At 57.9% G+C, this 15,221-nt stretch carries 16 protein-coding genes; all 16 read left to right on the top strand.

The window, feature by feature from the left end:
* Positions 1–8 precede the first annotated feature (8 nt).
* The 16 genes from ACFUOZ_RS00545 (at position 9) to ACFUOZ_RS00470 (ending at position 15,218) form a co-directional block, all read left to right on the top strand.
* The gene (locus ACFUOZ_RS00545) at positions 9–908 is read left to right on the top strand and encodes a phage major capsid protein (RefSeq protein ID WP_377543592.1); all 900 of its coding nucleotides are present in this window, start codon (positions 9–11) and stop codon (positions 906–908) included.
* Positions 909–1,090: 182 nt separating this feature from the next.
* A complete protein-coding gene (locus tag ACFUOZ_RS00540) occupies positions 1,091–1,561 on the top strand; it encodes a hypothetical protein (protein WP_377543590.1) in 471 nt (156 codons plus the stop codon).
* Positions 1,558–1,962 (top strand): DUF6093 family protein, encoded by a 405-nt coding sequence (locus ACFUOZ_RS00535; protein ID WP_377543589.1) that lies wholly within the window; start codon positions 1,558–1,560, stop codon positions 1,960–1,962. Before ACFUOZ_RS00540 ends, ACFUOZ_RS00535 begins: the two co-directional genes overlap by 4 nt.
* Entirely contained in the window at positions 1,959–2,342 is a 384-nt protein-coding gene (locus tag ACFUOZ_RS00530) for a hypothetical protein (RefSeq protein ID WP_377543587.1), read from the top strand. Before ACFUOZ_RS00535 ends, ACFUOZ_RS00530 begins: the two co-directional genes overlap by 4 nt.
* 634 nt (positions 2,343–2,976) lie before the next feature.
* Positions 2,977–3,489: a hypothetical protein gene (locus ACFUOZ_RS00525; protein ID WP_377543585.1), complete on the top strand. Its 513-nt coding sequence runs from the start codon at positions 2,977–2,979 to the stop codon at positions 3,487–3,489.
* A 105-nt stretch (positions 3,490–3,594) separates the two neighbouring features.
* Positions 3,595–4,131 (top strand): hypothetical protein, encoded by a 537-nt coding sequence (locus ACFUOZ_RS00520; protein ID WP_377543581.1) that lies wholly within the window; start codon positions 3,595–3,597, stop codon positions 4,129–4,131.
* A 529-nt stretch (positions 4,132–4,660) separates the two neighbouring features.
* Entirely contained in the window at positions 4,661–7,564 is a 2,904-nt protein-coding gene (locus ACFUOZ_RS00515; RefSeq protein WP_377543578.1) for a phage tail tape measure protein, read from the top strand.
* An 11-nt stretch (positions 7,565–7,575) separates the two neighbouring features.
* Positions 7,576–8,424, top strand: coding sequence for a hypothetical protein (locus tag ACFUOZ_RS00510; RefSeq protein ID WP_377543576.1), 849 nt, complete (start codon positions 7,576–7,578; stop codon positions 8,422–8,424).
* A 9-nt stretch (positions 8,425–8,433) separates the two neighbouring features.
* Positions 8,434–9,729, top strand: coding sequence for a hypothetical protein (locus ACFUOZ_RS00505; RefSeq protein ID WP_377543574.1), 1,296 nt, complete (start codon positions 8,434–8,436; stop codon positions 9,727–9,729).
* A gap of 15 nt (positions 9,730–9,744) precedes the next feature.
* The gene (locus tag ACFUOZ_RS00500; protein ID WP_377543572.1) at positions 9,745–10,698 is read left to right on the top strand and encodes a hypothetical protein; all 954 of its coding nucleotides are present in this window, start codon (positions 9,745–9,747) and stop codon (positions 10,696–10,698) included.
* Entirely contained in the window at positions 10,698–11,276 is a 579-nt protein-coding gene (locus ACFUOZ_RS00495) for a hypothetical protein (protein WP_377543570.1), read from the top strand. Before ACFUOZ_RS00500 ends, ACFUOZ_RS00495 begins: the two co-directional genes overlap by 1 nt.
* 121 nt (positions 11,277–11,397) lie before the next feature.
* Entirely contained in the window at positions 11,398–11,823 is a 426-nt protein-coding gene (locus ACFUOZ_RS00490) for a hypothetical protein (RefSeq protein WP_377543567.1), read from the top strand.
* Positions 11,820–12,179: a hypothetical protein gene (locus ACFUOZ_RS00485; protein WP_377543565.1), complete on the top strand. Its 360-nt coding sequence runs from the start codon at positions 11,820–11,822 to the stop codon at positions 12,177–12,179. The genes ACFUOZ_RS00490 and ACFUOZ_RS00485 overlap by 4 nt, the downstream gene beginning before the upstream one ends.
* 12 nt (positions 12,180–12,191) lie before the next feature.
* On the top strand, positions 12,192–12,971 hold the full coding sequence (locus tag ACFUOZ_RS00480) for a hypothetical protein (protein ID WP_377543562.1): 780 nt from the start codon (positions 12,192–12,194) through the stop codon (positions 12,969–12,971).
* A gap of 330 nt (positions 12,972–13,301) precedes the next feature.
* Positions 13,302–13,574 carry a hypothetical protein gene (locus ACFUOZ_RS00475; protein ID WP_377543560.1) on the top strand — a complete coding sequence of 91 codons (273 nt, stop codon included), beginning with the start codon at positions 13,302–13,304 and terminating at the stop codon, positions 13,572–13,574.
* A gap of 6 nt (positions 13,575–13,580) precedes the next feature.
* On the top strand, positions 13,581–15,218 hold the full coding sequence (locus ACFUOZ_RS00470; protein WP_377543558.1) for a hypothetical protein: 1,638 nt from the start codon (positions 13,581–13,583) through the stop codon (positions 15,216–15,218).
* Positions 15,219–15,221 lie beyond the last annotated feature (3 nt).

Below are 15,221 nucleotides of genomic sequence, written 5' to 3'. Positions count from 1 at the left end.
AGCCCATTGTGGCCGCTCTGACTACTGGCTCGCTGACCATTCCTACTCAGCTTCTTGACCCGTGGGTGAATAACATCCACAAGGGTTCCACCATCTCGCAGCTTTCGGGTTCCACTCCCATGAAGTTCGGCAAGGGCGAGGCGTTTGTTTTTGACTCGGGCGAAGCCGAGTATGTCGGTGAAGGCGCTAACAAGTCTTCGAACGATGTCACCAAGACCACCCAGACGGTTGAGCCGTTCAAGTTCCAGAAGACCATCCGTTTCACGGAAGAGGTCAAGTGGGCGGACGAGGATCACCAGCTGGGTGTTATCCAGGAAATCCTGACTCAGATCCAGCCGGCGCTGTCCCGCGCCCTGGATTACGGTGTTATCCACGGTATCAACCCGAAGACTGGCGCAGTTGTTGGCGCTATGACTCAGAAGCTGACCTCGGCCAGCACGTCTGTTGAGCTTGCCGCCGCTGATGCGCCGTACGTTTCCGTTGACGCTGCTGTTGCTGCTCTGCTTGCCGCTGATGGCGTCCCGAACGGCATTGCGCTTGACCCGAAGTTCGCTGCGAAGATCTCCGGGCAGAGGATCGCTTCGACGGGTCAGAAGCTCTACCCGGACTTCACCTTCTCGAATGAGACTTCTACTTTCGAGTCTCTGCGAGCGGCCACGTCAAAGACTGTTGGTGCGACTGGCGTGCTTGCCGTGGATACGAAGATCCGCGCTATCGTTGGCGACTTCTCGGCTGTGCGCTGGGGTGTTCAGAAGGCTATCGGCCTTGAGCTGATCGAGTTCGGTGACCCTGACGGCCAGGGCGACCTTAAGCGGAACAACCAGGTCGCTTTCCGCGCTGAGGTTGTTTACGGCTGGGGCATCGCAGAGATTAACCGCAACTTCGCCAAGATTGTCGATCTGGTCTAATGCCGCGTCTGCGTAATGAGACGACCGGCGCTGTGATGTCTGTTTCGGAGTCTACCGCCGCCCTTTTGGGTGGCGAGTGGGTTTCTGCTGACACGCAGCAGACGGAACCGGACGAAGCGCCTAAGCGCCGCGGCGGTAGGCCGCGCAAGGTTGAACCGAACGAATAACGGAAAGGGGCGGTCATGTCTGTGACGCCTGCGATGCTGGCGGTCGCTCTTGGGCGGGCCGCCCCTGAACCGGGTTCGGTCACTGAGCAGCAGTGGGACTTGTGGATCAGTGATGCTGAGATGCTGATTGAGGAACGCCGGGCGAGGCTTGGTGTTGAGGTTCCTGATGAGGCGAAGCTTGATTATGTGGTTCGTGAGGCTGTCGCGGACCACATCAAGCGGCCTGATGATGCCACTGAGGTCACCGTTTCGGTTGATGACGCTTCATCTTCCCGCAGGTACCAGAGCGGCAAGGGGCGCGTGACGATCCTTGATGAGTGGTGGGCGCTGCTTGGGCTGGTTGAGCCCAGCGGGGCTTTCTCACTGGACATGGTTGGTGGCTCGTCGGTTCACCTGCCGTGGTGCTCGTTGATGTTCGGCGCTAATTACTGTTCGTGTGGCGTTGACATTGCTGGTGTGCCGATCTTTGAAGGCGGTGAACCGTGAGCCTTATTGATGATGTGCTTGCGGCGCTTCCTGACTTTCGTGCCGCGGCTGAGTCGTTGATGTTGGATACGTGTACGGTGCATCGTCCTGGTGTTCCGGTGACTGATGCTGATGGCAATGTGTCTCCGTCGATGACGTTGTTGTATACGGGGCCGTGCAAGATTCAGCAAACTCTTGCGCAGTCGAGCAACCCCGTTGCGGGTGGGCATCGGTTTACGGTGCAGGATACGCGGTGGGATACGCCGGTTGTTGCTGGTCCGTTTCAGGTGGATGATGTGGTGACTGTTCTGGGCGCTGTGTTGGATCCGCAGCTTGTGGGCCGGGTTTTTCGGGTGACTGAGCCGTTCCATAAGTCTGGCGCCACGGCGCAGCGGACTCGTGTTGAGGAAGTGTCGGCATGAGTGATGGCTTGGAGGAAGTTCGCCGGCTTGCGCAGAACCTTGGGAAGGTCGCGGGGTCTGCGGTTGAGGATGTTGATGCGGTCCTTAAGAAGGGTGCGCAGAACATCAAAATGGAGATGGTTGCTGACGTAAGCGCCTCAGAGCATTTCAAGGGTATGGCTGGTTCGATCAGCTACGAGTCTAGGTATTCGGTGGGTCGTCCGAGGTATGTGGTTGGCCCTGATAAGAGTCGCCGTGGTGGTGCACTGGGCAATATCTACTACTTTGGTACGTCGCGTGGTGGTGGTTCTGGTGATATCGATAAGCCGTTGCGTAGCGAGGAACCGCGGACGGTCAGTGCGCTTGAGGCTTTGGCTGCGAAGTGGGCGGGTCAGTTATGACGGGTGATGCTCTTGCTTCGGCGTTTGAGGCTTTGCTGACTGGGTTCACGGTTTACAAGGACAAGGTTCCGTCCAGCCCGACTTTTCCTTATGTGCTTGTGCGGACGAATTTCCCTGCTGTTGCTGGTCGTTCTCATGCCCGTTCTGCGCAGTTCTCGCATTTGCGGTCAAGGACTCAGGTTGTTGGGCTTACTGGGACGTCTGTTCGGATCATCGCGGAGAAGGTCACGACCTGCCTTGAGGGTAAGAGGCCCGTTGTTGCTGGATGGGTGCTTGGGGCGATTGAGTCTGTCCCTAATGAGCAGCCGATACAACCTGACCTTGACGTGACGATTCCTGGCACCGCTGAGAATCCGTTGTATCAGCCGTTTGATTGGATCCTGACTGGTTCCCGTGCTGCTTAGGACGCTTAGGCGTCCTTTTTCTTTGCCCTGAAAGGGGTTCCCCATGTTTGTGCGTGTTAAGGACTCGACTTCTGGTCATGAGTTCGATGTTCACGAGTCGGATTGGCGGATTGATGCGGGTTCTTTGGTGCCTGTGAAGTCTGACCGATTCCCGCCGTCGCCTGTTGCGCGGCTTCCGAAGTTCAATGTCGGCCCTGTGAAGGCCAACCCATCTAAGAAGGAGCCGTAAATTGGCTGACATCCCCTCAACACCGGCTGACGGTAACACTCTCGTCAAGCTGGTTACCGCTATTGCTGATACTTCCGCGCCGAAGGTTGCTACAGAGTTGAACGCGGCGTCGTCCGTGGACATTTCTTGCTACCTGACTGCTGGTGGTTGGAAGCCGTCCCTGTCGGAGCAGGTCATCACGGATGAGCGTCTTTGCACCACTCAGACGTATGAGCAGAAGGGCCGTTCGCAGCGTGGTCTTGAGGTCGAGTACATCGACAACACGAACACTGCGAACGAGACGCTTTACAACAAGGCGAAGGACACCCTGATTCCGGGGACGAACTTGTTTGTTGTGGTTCGTACTGGTCTGCCGTACACGACTGCGTTGGCTGCTGGTCAGAAGGTCACGATTTATCCGGTGACTGCTGGTGAGTACAACGAGATGCCGCCTGAGGCTAACTCGGTTTACAAGATCGGGCAGAAGTTGTTTGTTCGTGCCGGCGTGAAGATCAGTGCAACGACTGTTGCGTAGCTGATCTTTTTTGAATACTCCTGCCTGCCCCTGTGTTGTGGGACCGGGGGCAGGCAGGCTCCAAGTCCCACTGTTCGTCCCACTCATTTTCTTTTGGAGTTACTGATGGCTTTGACTGTGAAGCGTCCTGAGACGCGTGTTTCGTTTTGCCTTGATGGTGATTTGAAGGCTGCGCATGAGGCGGCTGAGGCTGCGTTCAATGAGGCCCGCAATAAGTCCCTGGCGGATGCGCGGTTGAATAGCCCGGTGAAGGATCTGGCGCAGAAGGTCGCCGATATTGAGGAAGAGATGAAGTCTTCTTCAGTGACGTTCCTGATCCGTGGGTTGCCGCGTGGTGAGTGGTCTGAGCTGGTCGCTGCTCATGCCCCGCGTGAGGGGAACGCTTTGGATAAGTCTTACGGGTACAACGTGGAAGCGTTGATGGTTGAGGCTTTGCCTAAGTCGGTTATCAGTGTTGAGAGCGCTACTGGTGAGGTGCTGGACTTTGATCCTGCTACTGAGTGGGAAGCTCTCGCGGATGACATGACGAACTCTCAGTATGAGGATTTTGTTTTGGCTGCGATGCGTGTGAATGCGGGGCGAAACGATGTCCCTTTTTCGCTCAGCGCATTCAGGATGATCCAGGACTCAGAGCAGAAGTAGAGGCCGCTCATTCGCTCGGTATTTCGTTGAAACGGTTTCATGGGTGGGAGCCTGTGACTGTTCATGAGTACCGGGCGGGGCGGCTTGTGTCTTCGCGTCCTGAACCTGAATGGGATGACGCTGAGCAGACTGTGATGCTGGCGTTGCAGTTATACCGGAGTGGGTTGTGCCCGAAGTGTGGTGGCCCGTTGTCGGTGTGTACTGATCCGGCGAATGAGATGCGTTTTGATGCTGGGTTGCCGATCCGTTGCCACGCGACCACGGCGCGTGGTCGTGCTGCGGAGAATTACCGTGATCAGCCTGGCTCTGAGGCGTTGATGTTCGTCCCCCGGTTGAGGGACTAACCCCTCGCGTACCCGTCTACAGATGTTTGAGCCCCATAGACAAATAAGACCCTAAGCCCGCCCACGGCGGGCTTTTTTCATGCCCAAAACCTGTGGTTGGGCGCTCGCGAAAGAGGGTGGTCCTAATCGCGGACCGATCAATAAGCATCGCTCTTGAGGCCCGAGTACAAGGTTTTGTCGCAGGTATGCGAACAGCGCAACAAGCGGCCTCAGATTTCGCGTCTCGTACTGCGAAGTTCGCTCGGGATAATGAAGAACATTTTGACCGTGTGGGTAAGGCCAGCATGGTCATGGGTGGGGCTTTGCTGGGCGGCGCTGTCCTGGCTGTCAAGTCGTTCATGGAGTTCGACTCCGCCATGGCGGAGGTCAAGGCTTCGACGCATGAGACTGCCGGGAACATGGACTTGCTGCGTGAGGCCGCGATCAACGCGGGCGCAGACACCGCGTTTTCGGCGAAGGAAGCGGCGCAGGGTATTGATGAGCTGGCTAAGGCTGGTGTTTCCACTAAGGACATTCTTGGTGGCGGGCTTAAGGGCGCGTTGTCGTTGGCTGCTGCTGGTTCTTTGGAGGTTGCCGAGGCCGCAGAAATTAGCGCCTCGGCCCTGACCCAGTTCAAGCTGTCCGGGGATAAGGTGCCGCACCTTGCGGACTTGTTGGCCGCTGGTGCTGGTAAGGCTCAGGGCTCTGTTCACGACCTCGGTATGGCGTTGAACCAGACAGGCTTGGTGGCTGCGTCTACGGGTTTGACGATTGAGGAAACTACTGGTGGTCTTGCCGCGTTTGCTTCTGCCGGCCTGATTGGTTCTGATGCGGGCACGTCTATGAAGACGATGTTGCAGCGCCTCACGCCTCAGTCTAAAGAGGCTGCTGACAAGATGGCCGAACTGGGCATCTCGGCGTATGACGCTCAGGGCAACTTTATTGGGCTGTCCAAGTTCTCTCAGAACCTAAAGGACTCCATGCGGGACCTGACCCCCGAGGCGCGAAACGCGGCTATGGGTGTGATGTTCGGTTCTGATGCTGTGCGTGCCGCGAACGTTCTGTACGAGCAGGGCGCGGACGGCATTTCGAAGTGGATTGAGAACGTTAATGATGCGGGGTACGCGGCTGTTACTGCGAGCATCAAGCAGGACACTTTGGCTGGTGATCTTGAGAAGCTAGGTGGGTCGTTTGATTCGGTGCTGATCAAGGGCGGCGGCGCCGCTGCTGAGGCGTTGCGTGGCATTGTGCAGGGCGCTGAGGATCTGATTGATGCTGTCGGGAAAATCCCCGCTCCTGTGCTGAACGCGGCTGTTGGTATTGCTGGTGTTACTGGCGGCGCGTTGTTGCTGGGCGGCGCGTTCTTGACCGCCCTCCCCCGGCTGGTTGAGTTCAAGACATCGCTTGACCAGATCGCGCCAGCTGGGTCTAGGGCTCGTGGTGCTATCTCCGGTGTTGGTAAGGCTGCTGGTATCGCGACTGTGGCGCTTGTCGGGTTGCAGATCGCTGGGGCTGTGTTCAGTGATAAGCAGACTAAGTCTGCTGAGGATTACGGGCAGGCGCTTCTCAAGGTCCAAAAGATTTCTGGGGCTAACTCTGGTAAGGGCCTCGATGATCTTTTCAGGGGCTGGGACAAGGTCATCACTGGTGAGACTGTCTCTACTGTGAATGATTTGTCTTCCGCTGTTGAGCGACTTACGCATCAGGGCAGCAAAGACTGGATTGATAAAAACCTTGCTGATCCCCTCAACCGGATGCTTGGGTGGAGCGAATCAGACGTCGCCCAAATCGAGAAGAGGTTCACTGACCTAGGCCAAAAGATGGGTGAGGTTACTCGTAATGGGGGTGCGGAGACTGCTGCGAAGTCGTTCCAGGCTTTGACTGCCGAGTTCCAGAAGAATGGCAAGAGCGCGAAGGATGCGCTTGATGTTGTCCCTGGGTACAAGGATGCTTTGCAGGGGCTTGCTAACCAGGCTGGCGTGACGCTGAGTGAGCAGGAGCTTCTGGACTTCGCGATGGGGAAGGTGCCGGCGTCCATGCAGGAGGCTGGGGGCGCGGTTGAGACGTACACAACCAAGGTTGGCAACTCTGCGCCGTTGACTGAGGAAATGTCGAAGGCCCTTGAGGATGTTGGCCTTAGCGCTTCGGGTGCGATCACGAACATCGAGGCGTTCACAGCTTCGTTGTTCGCGGCTGGGATCCTTTCTCTATCAGCGTCCGATGCTGCCATTGCTTACCAGGATGCCATCGATAAGGTCACCGAGTCTGTCACCAAGAACGGCACGACTTTGGACATCAACACGGCGGCTGGTCGCGCTAATCAATCGGCTTTCAACGACTTGGCCCAGGCTGCTATGACTTCGGCTACTGCTACGGCTGAGGAAACGTTGAAGACGCAGGGTTCCGCTGCTGCGCAGGCTCAGTTGCAGGCTGGTCTTCGCACTAGTTACAACGACCTGATTACTGCTGCTGGACAGTTTGGGATCACTGGTGACGCTGCGGACACGATGGCCCGTAAGGCTCTGGGCATCCCGAAGAACGTGAATATTGATGCGTGGATCGCTGATCACGCGTCAGCCACGCTGGATGGGATCAAGGGTAAAGCTGATGGGCTGGACGGCAAGAAGGTCACGATTGGCATCTACACGACCGAGTATTTCGATAGTGTTGATCGCCGTTCTGTGGCCCCTGATCTGAACGGCGGCGCTTCTGGCACTGGCCGCATGGGTTCTTACGCGACTGGCGGTCGGGTCTATGGTCCTGGCACCACAACGTCAGATTCGATTGATGCTCGCCTTTCTAAGGATGAGTATGTGTTGACGGCGAAGGCTGCCCAAAAGATCGGCTATGGCACCCTTGACCGGCTGAATGGCGGGGATGTTACTCCGATCAGGCCGATGGGTTATCAGTATGCGCCGGCTGGGGCTCCTACGGTGACGGCGCGTCCTGTGGTGACAGCTTCATCCGGGCCTACTCAGATGACGGGCACGTTGATTCTAGATTCTGGTCAGGTGTTTGGCACGTTCCGTGGGGTTGCCTCGGAGGTCGCTAACGGTGCTATCAAGTCCGCCGATTCTGGCGCTAAGTACGCAAGGGCGGGTGGTCGTTGATGGCTGTTGGTGTGGCTGTTGAGGTCATCATGGGAACCCCGGATTGTGCGGGTATCACGATCACAGGCCTTGGTATTGGTGAGTCTGTTGTGAGTGTGTGGCAGATCGCTGATGGTGAGCGTAACCCTGTGCCTGGGTATCGGCGGCAGAGGATGAATGACGCGTTCTACCTGATTGATTACTATGCGCCGTTGCAGCGTCCGGTTACTTATGAGGTCGAGGTTATAAGCGGTCCTGGTGGTCCGTCTCGGACGACTTCGGAGCCTGTCACGATCCCGTCTACTACGGGGTTTTTGATGGACGCGCTTGTGCCGCAGACTGCTGTGCCTGTTGTTGGTGATGAGGGCAGGGCCGGGGATTTCTATTTGAGGTCTTCGGCCCTGTCCGAGTTGGAGTATCGGGCTGAGGTGTCGATTTTCAATGTGATGGGTTCTGATAAGCCGTTGGCGTTGTTTGGTCAGCGCATGGCTGAGATGAATCTTGATACTTCGCTGGGGATCAATTCGGCTGAGGAAAACGCTAGGTTGAAGAAGCTGCTCCGGTCTACGGGGCAGCTCCTGTTTAAGCCGTTGCCTTCCTGGGGTGACGTTGGGCTGTCTGGGGCGATGTCGTTGGCGAATGCTACGGCTAAGCAGGTTCCGGTGAATGTGACGTTCGGCGGGGATTTGACTTGGTGGGAGTTGAAGTCGGATGTGGTTGCGGCGCCGACTATCAAGGTGTTGTCTGCGACATTCACGTATGGCGATGTTGCTTTGTTGTTTAGTACGTATCAGGCGAAGCAGGATGCGGTTGTTGCTGCGGCGGCGGCTGCGGGTGAGTCGCCAACGTATTTGTTTGATTTGAAGCGTCCGCTTGGTTAGGAGCCTTTTGTGCGTCTGATTGATGAGTTGTCGTTGGATGCGTTGGAGGGTTCTAGGCCGGCTGATTCGTTGACGGTGTGGGCGTGGCGTGGTGATTCGTTGGTTGTGCCTGAGCCGTTGGATGTCATCGATTGGTCATTTGAGGATCAGGCTGGCGACAACGTGAAGGTGTCGCAGCGGATTTCGCTGACGGTTGCGGATCCTGATGGGCGTCTTGGTGCTTGGCGGCTGGATGATGCGCTGTCGGTGACTGGTGCTAGGTTGCAGGTCATTTACCGTGTGGGTGGTGCAGGCGCCGTGAATTACGGCAAGTTCCGCTTGACCGGGAATGAGCCTGACGAGGTGACTGAGTTCCGGGTCATCGATGAGTATGGCTATGTGGAACCTGACGGGTTACTGGAACCTCACAAGCGCCGGGTGGCAGTCACCCGCAGCGTGGTGAAGCTTGAGGCTGTTGATCTAACTGCTGAGCCTGACGATGACCGTTTTGAGGCTCCTGAGTCACCAAGCATCGGGGCGACAGTCCTCAGCGAGGCTCGCAGGCTTGCCTCCCCATATTTCCCTGTTGTGGTTGACGCGGGAGTGACTGACATCCCTGTCTCGCAGCAGCTTGTTTTCGACCGTGAACGGTTGGAGGCTATCCAGGATTTGCTGGGCCGGGTTGGCGCCAGGTACCGCATGGGCGGCGACGGCGAGCTGCACATCTACCCCCGCAACGGCCCCGTGGCATGGCGCGTCGGCCCGAACGAGGGTCTAGTCAAGGTTCGACGTAAGCAGTCTTCTGACGGCCTGTATAACCGATGGGTTGTTGAGGGCAAGGAAGAAGGCACCGGCAACCCCGTGAGGGCTGCTGTGAATATTGATTCGGGGCCGCTCAAGTATGGCGGGGATCATGGCAGGAAACCTTACCTCTATTCCTCGGAGATGATCACGTCTACGGCGGCGGCTGTGTTGTATGCGATCGAGTTGCGGGAGCAGTTCATTGCGTCGTTGGCGTTGGAGTTGAGTGTTGAGTGTGTGCCGCGTCCTGAGTTGCAGGCTGGTGACCGTATTGAGGTTGGTTGCCCGTTCGATGGCAGGTTGGCTTGGATCCCGGGCGAGATAACCGCTATCCGCCGTTCCGGGTCCACTGTTCCTGGCTCAACTTCGCTGACTGTTGCATGTGCTTATGGCGACGTGATCGCCGCCCTCGAACGAACCGACTGGGCGCAGAACCTTACCGGCGAATTGCCGCCGCTCACTTGGGACCGCATGCCTTCAACGTGGGGGCGTGGTCCGTCAATGTCTTGGGATGATCTGCCGTAGGAGGCGCTTGTGGCTTTGGATAGTACGCTCGCGTCGATCCCTGCTGATGGTTTTTCTGTCCGCCTGGGCACGGCTTGGCATGACGGCACCCGTTGGTGGGCTGTTGTTGGTGGCAACCCTTTGGGTGCTCGGTGGGCTGACCCTGCGCAAGCTGTTCAGGGCGCGAACATCCTTGTTGGGATTATCAATGAGGGGCGCGGTCAGTCCTCAGCTGTGGTGTTGTCTGGCGTGACAGATCAGCCGCGTTCCTCTAGTGGTCAGATCATGGCCGTTGGCGTTGTTGAGCTGGTGCTGTCTGGGGATAACGGCGGGGTCTACGCGACCAAGCGTTACCTTGGGGCGTTGTCTGATTACGCGGTCGGTGATCCTGTCCAGTTGATTTGGACGATGGGCGTTCCGACTGTGTTAGGGAAGATCGGCGAGGTTACCACGCCTCCTCCTGTGCCGCCTCCCCCGCCGCCGCCTGTGGTTGCTTCTGGCACTGAGGTGTTGACGGCTACGGCTTCGGACACGTTTGGTGTTGGTGGTTGGGGTCGTTGGGCTGGTGGTGGTGAGAAGGTTTATTCGGGTTCGTATGGCGGTTATACGCTGACGGGCTCGTTTTTTTATGGGGCGCCGCGTCCTGCTTTGCAGGGTAAGACGGTGACTGCGATCCGGTTTAGGGTGCCGCAACGGTTGGCTGTTGGTTCTTACAACTCCGGGGCCACGATCCATTTGTATGCGCATACGTCGCAGGCCCGCCCCGCTGGTGACGTGAACCGCGTCGCCGGCCCTTTCGACATCAGCGTGGTTGCCGGTCAGCAGCCGTCATGGGTGAACATCCCCAACGCGCACCCCGCTTTCAACGGGATCGCGGCGACTCTTGCCGCTGGTGGTGGCGTGAGTTTGGCGGGTGACCCGTACACCGGCTGGACAAGCCGACTTAGTGACCCTTTGGCGGGTCAAATCGAACTTGATTGGAGCGCTTAGTGCAGACTCTTGAAAACGGTGTGACGGTTCCGACGAACAGTGACCCGTATAACCCGACTGATGATTATGCGAATGCGTTCAAGCAGGTTCCTGGTGCTGTGCGTGTTTCTTCGCAGGCTCAGCGTGATGCGTTGACGAAGTATGTTGGGTTGCGGGTGCAGCGCCTTGATCTTGAGGGGCAGCCGTTCGATATTTGGGACGGCACTGTGTGGCTACCTAAAGCCCCGGTGACGTTGTCGTTCACATCGAATTACAGGCAGGCGGGGACGTGGTTCCTGGATGCGCTCAGGCCCGCGTCGGTGTCGCGTAACGGCAGGCGCGTGTCCCTTTCTGGCGCTCTGGCGAACGCCGTACCGATCACGTATCTGGCGAACACTGAGTACACTCTGGCGACGTTCCCGGTTGAGTACGCCCCTAAAACCTACAGTGAGCCGTTCGTGATCCTGACGAACGCATATCAGGTGAATGTGTGGGTTACGCCTGCTGGGCAGATCAAAATTTACTTCCTCGTGAACGTCCCCACCCAGTCGGTCGGGTCGCTCGTGTTCCCACTCTCGATGATGTCGTGGAACTCCTAACAATCTAAATCGTGTGGCCCCCGCGGCTAGGCAGGGGCCACACTACCCGAACCGTCTCAAGCCTGTTAAGGAGGCTCGCCCGGATGGGTGACACAAACTCTACGCCCATTGGGGGGCCACCATGCGCAAAACACTCAACGCCCAACGCCGAGTAAACGGACGACGCGGCTCATTCCAACTCTTGTTCGGAGTCGTCTACCTATTCGTCGGGTACTCGTACCTGTTCATGGAAGCATCCCCTGCACGCAGGGTAGCCCTCGCCTGGATCGGCGAATACGGGAACCTGCTCGGCCTTGTCTGGATCGTCGCCGGGTTGCTCGCGTTCGTAGGCTGCATCAGGCCACGAGGCAAGGACTCCTGCTCATTCGCCGCCCTCTCCGGTGCGCCCATGGCCTTCGGTTTCCTCTACCTCATCGGCGTCCTCGCAGGCGCACCAATCCAAGGGCTGTTTACGGTCTTTATTTTCTTGTTGATTTCGGGGGCCGTTGCGATTGTCGCGGGCATGCAAGGCGACCACGACCGTTGCATTAGGAAGCCGAAACTATGACAGCAGAACAACTCGTAACCCTTCTCGGCCTGCTGATCACGGCGGGCGCGACCATTGTTGTTTCGGTAATCGCATCAAGGTCTTCCAAGAAGGTCAGCAAAGAACAGTCAGCGGTGACGTTTTCGCAGCACCTCATTGATCGTATTGAGGGTTTGGAGAAGCGGAACGATGACTTGGAGAACCGTTTTGGGGTTCTTGAGAAGTCTTTCACTACGGCTATCAACTTCATTGAGCGGATGGTGTTGTGGGCGCGTGGTGGTTCGAAGCCGCCTATGCCGTCGATTCCTAAGTCTCTTATGGCTCACTTCGATCCTTCGCTTATCGAAGAACATCTTGAGCATCAAGAAGCGGAATGAGTAGGAGCCGTCATGGCTAAACAGTTGAGGCACCCTGACCCGAACATTCCGTGCAGGCCGGGCTGGTGCTTGCAGTACGTTCGTGAGGCGTTCGGGATTTACCCTGGCGTTTACCCGTCCGCTACGGCGGGGTGGGCGAACGCGAAGTTCAAGCACCCCGGAGAGCTGCCGCCGCGTGGTGTCTGGACCCCTTTGTGGTTCTTCATGAAGGACGAACCTCTGGGGCATGTGGTGTTGAGCGCCCCTGACGGTTCGATCTATTCCACTAGCGACCCGTCTACGGTGCCGCATCATCACCCTAACCTCGCTGACCTGATGGGCTATTACGCCTATTGGGGTTTGCCGCTCACATACCTTGGCTGGTCCGAGGACATTGAGACTGTGCGTGTTGTCGAGGTCGGGGCCACCATCGAATACGCCGGGGAAGTAACCCCGCAACCGCAAGAAGAGGACGACATGTTCAACGACGATGACCGCAAGCTGCTCACTGCTGTGAAAGAAGCTCTCATTGATGGGGGCAAGTCGATGCTGTATGGGGCTTCCATTCAGAAGCTCATTGATGACATCCCCCGGCGGACGGCGTTCTTCCCTGTGATTCGTGACGGGGTGAAGGTGGCGTGGATTCAGGACACTGCTGATGGTGTGACGATGCTTGAGAATTTGCAGGACAAAGTTCTGCCGGCGATGGCTGAGGCTTTGAAGGTTGATCCGGGGGCTGTGCGTAAGGCGTTTGAGGATGCGGTGAAGGGTTCGCAGCTCACGGTGACTATTGGCGGGGAGGACGTGAAGTAATGGCTGATCATGTTGCTGAGACTTCTCAGACTCGTTATCCGTGGCGGGCTACGGTGCGTACTGGGTTGGCGTTCATTGGTGGTGCTGCGGCTGCTGCTCCTGTTCTGTACACGGCGGTGACGAATGAGAGCCCGGAGGCTGCTACTGGTGCGGGCCTGACTGCTTTGGTGGTTAGCGCTGCGGTGACTCGGGTGATGGCGGTCCCGTTTGTGAATGAGTGGTTGACGCGGCTTGGTCTTGGTGCCGAGCCAAAGCAGACCAACTGATCCCCCTGTTTGTTGGGCGGGGCCACGCATCCGTGGTCCTGCCCCTTTGTTTTAGGAGGCCCGCGTGGCTGAAACAACCCCGTTAGGGTTCATCAAACCGTCCGGGTCTGACCTGATCAAAAACGGTGACAACGCAATCCGGGCTAACGCGCAAACAGATCAAGACCTGCACGCTTCAACCATCGGGCGTCTCGGTATCGCTGAGGCAAAGATCAACGCAGGCGCAGGCGGACCGGGCCTCTCAGAAGACCCGCTCAACCCCGGCTACTACTACTTCGCGGGTCCCGCGTTCACTGCTGACCCTGCTGACCCCGGCTACTACCTGATTGGAGAATGACCGCCCATGGTCAACAGACTCATCTCCGCGGACGAGAATAACAACGTCCCTGACAGCCTGAACATCCGAGACGTGAACCTCCCGGACCGCCTCCAAGACACGGCACTTAATGCCACTTATGGCCCCGACGCTCCCGGCATCCAGGCCGCTATTGCCGCGGCAATAGCCAACTCCGCGACAGACGTCGATGACATCTACGAAGCGCTGGACGGATTCGCGATGATTTCCGGCCCTGACGTGGACGGTGAAGGCGATTCGCTCACGGCTGGTGCTGGTGGCAATGGGCTCTCATGGCCCGCTGTCCTGCAGGAAATTATCACTGGCGCATATTCGAAGCCGTGCACGGTCAACAACCTGGGTGTCGGCGGAGAGACCTCGGCCACCATCGTGGGCCGCGTTGGCGGTGTGCCATGGTTGGCCACAGTCGCGGGCGGATCGATCCCCGCCAGCGGCCCGGTGGTTGTCACCTTGAAATCGTCAGACACTGGCGTCGCTGTGGCCCCCTTACTGCAAGACGGGGTCACAGGCGGGCGCGGCCTGAACCCCGTAGACATCGCAGGAGTCAGGGGATCTCTTAGCCTCAACGCTGGAGTGTATTCCTTCACCCGAACCGCTGCCGGCTCCGCCGTGAGCGTCCCCGAACCTGCCGAAGTCACCACACAGGCAATGCGGGAACGCCGCGGGAACACGAAGGTGATGTGGTGGGGAACCAATGACGGCACGTCCGATGCCACCACGATCATCGCCCGGGAGAAAGCATCCATTCGGAAGCTGAAGGCGTTCAAGAAGCGCTGGATCGTCTTGGGCCTTTCCAATGGCAACGAGGCTTCACGCGCCGCCATGGATGCGCAGCTCCTGGCTGCATTCGGAGACCGGTTCCTGAACATCCGCAAGTATCTGTCCTCGACCGCTGTCCTCGCGCAGGCTGGCATCACCCCAACGCAAGCGGACATGGATGCAATTGCGGTAGGGGCGGTTCCCCCGTCCTTACTGTCGGACGGATTGCACTTCACCGCTGAGGGATACCGGCGAATCGGAAGGGCGATCTACGAAAAGCTCAAGGCGCTGGGATTCAACGATCAGTGGGGAACGCTCATAGGCGATGACACTGAGAACGCCCCCTCGATCTACCTTGAGGACACGTTCAACCGTGCCGATGGTGCACTGTACTCCACCACAACACCTATTGGTGGCAAGGCTTGGTCTGGTGCTGGCGCGGGAACGGCGACGGTGGAGAGCGGAGCCGCGGCTCTGAACCCAACAGGTGGTGAGATCTTTGCCATTGCCGATGCGGGATCTTCAAACGCGGCTGTGAAGGCCACACTCAAGACTGTTGGCGGAACGAGCGCCCAGCTCGTCATGCGTTACACCAGCACTGCTGAGTACCTGATCATCAGTGGAAAGATCCTGCGTTCCCGCGTTGGAAACGTCAACACTGACATCACAACGATGGGCTATACCGTGGCGGCAGGAAACGTCTACGAAGTCACGCTGAACGGCACTAACTGCATTGTGAAGGTCAACGGCACTGAGTACTACAACGGAACGGTTCCAGCGATGAGCGGTACGAAGTTTGGCTTCGCGGCCTACCCGACAACCAACGCTCAGCGTTGGGACGACATCCGGGTGAGCGAACTGCCGTAGCGT

The organism is Paenarthrobacter sp. NPDC057355 (genome assembly GCF_042667405.1).
Lineage (GTDB): Bacteria > Actinomycetota > Actinomycetes > Actinomycetales > Micrococcaceae > Arthrobacter.
This window is presented reverse-complemented; position numbering and strand designations above follow the sequence as displayed.

What these genes read in the sequence shown, in the direction of transcription:
- ACFUOZ_RS00540 (WP_377543590.1), top strand. Translation starts at nt 1,091, where the DNA reads ATGTCTGTGACGCCTGCGATGCTGGCGGTCGCTCTTGGGCGGGCCGCC.
- ACFUOZ_RS00530 (WP_377543587.1), top strand. Translation starts at nt 1,959, where the DNA reads ATGAGTGATGGCTTGGAGGAAGTTCGCCGGCTTGCGCAGAACCTTGGG.
- ACFUOZ_RS00520 (WP_377543581.1), top strand. Translation starts at nt 3,595, where the DNA reads ATGGCTTTGACTGTGAAGCGTCCTGAGACGCGTGTTTCGTTTTGCCTT.
- ACFUOZ_RS00515 (WP_377543578.1), top strand. Translation starts at nt 4,661, where the DNA reads ATGCGAACAGCGCAACAAGCGGCCTCAGATTTCGCGTCTCGTACTGCG.
- ACFUOZ_RS00490 (WP_377543567.1), top strand. Translation starts at nt 11,398, where the DNA reads ATGCGCAAAACACTCAACGCCCAACGCCGAGTAAACGGACGACGCGGC.
- ACFUOZ_RS00485 (WP_377543565.1), top strand. Translation starts at nt 11,820, where the DNA reads ATGACAGCAGAACAACTCGTAACCCTTCTCGGCCTGCTGATCACGGCG.
- ACFUOZ_RS00480 (WP_377543562.1), top strand. Translation starts at nt 12,192, where the DNA reads ATGGCTAAACAGTTGAGGCACCCTGACCCGAACATTCCGTGCAGGCCG.
- ACFUOZ_RS00470 (WP_377543558.1), top strand. Translation starts at nt 13,581, where the DNA reads ATGGTCAACAGACTCATCTCCGCGGACGAGAATAACAACGTCCCTGAC.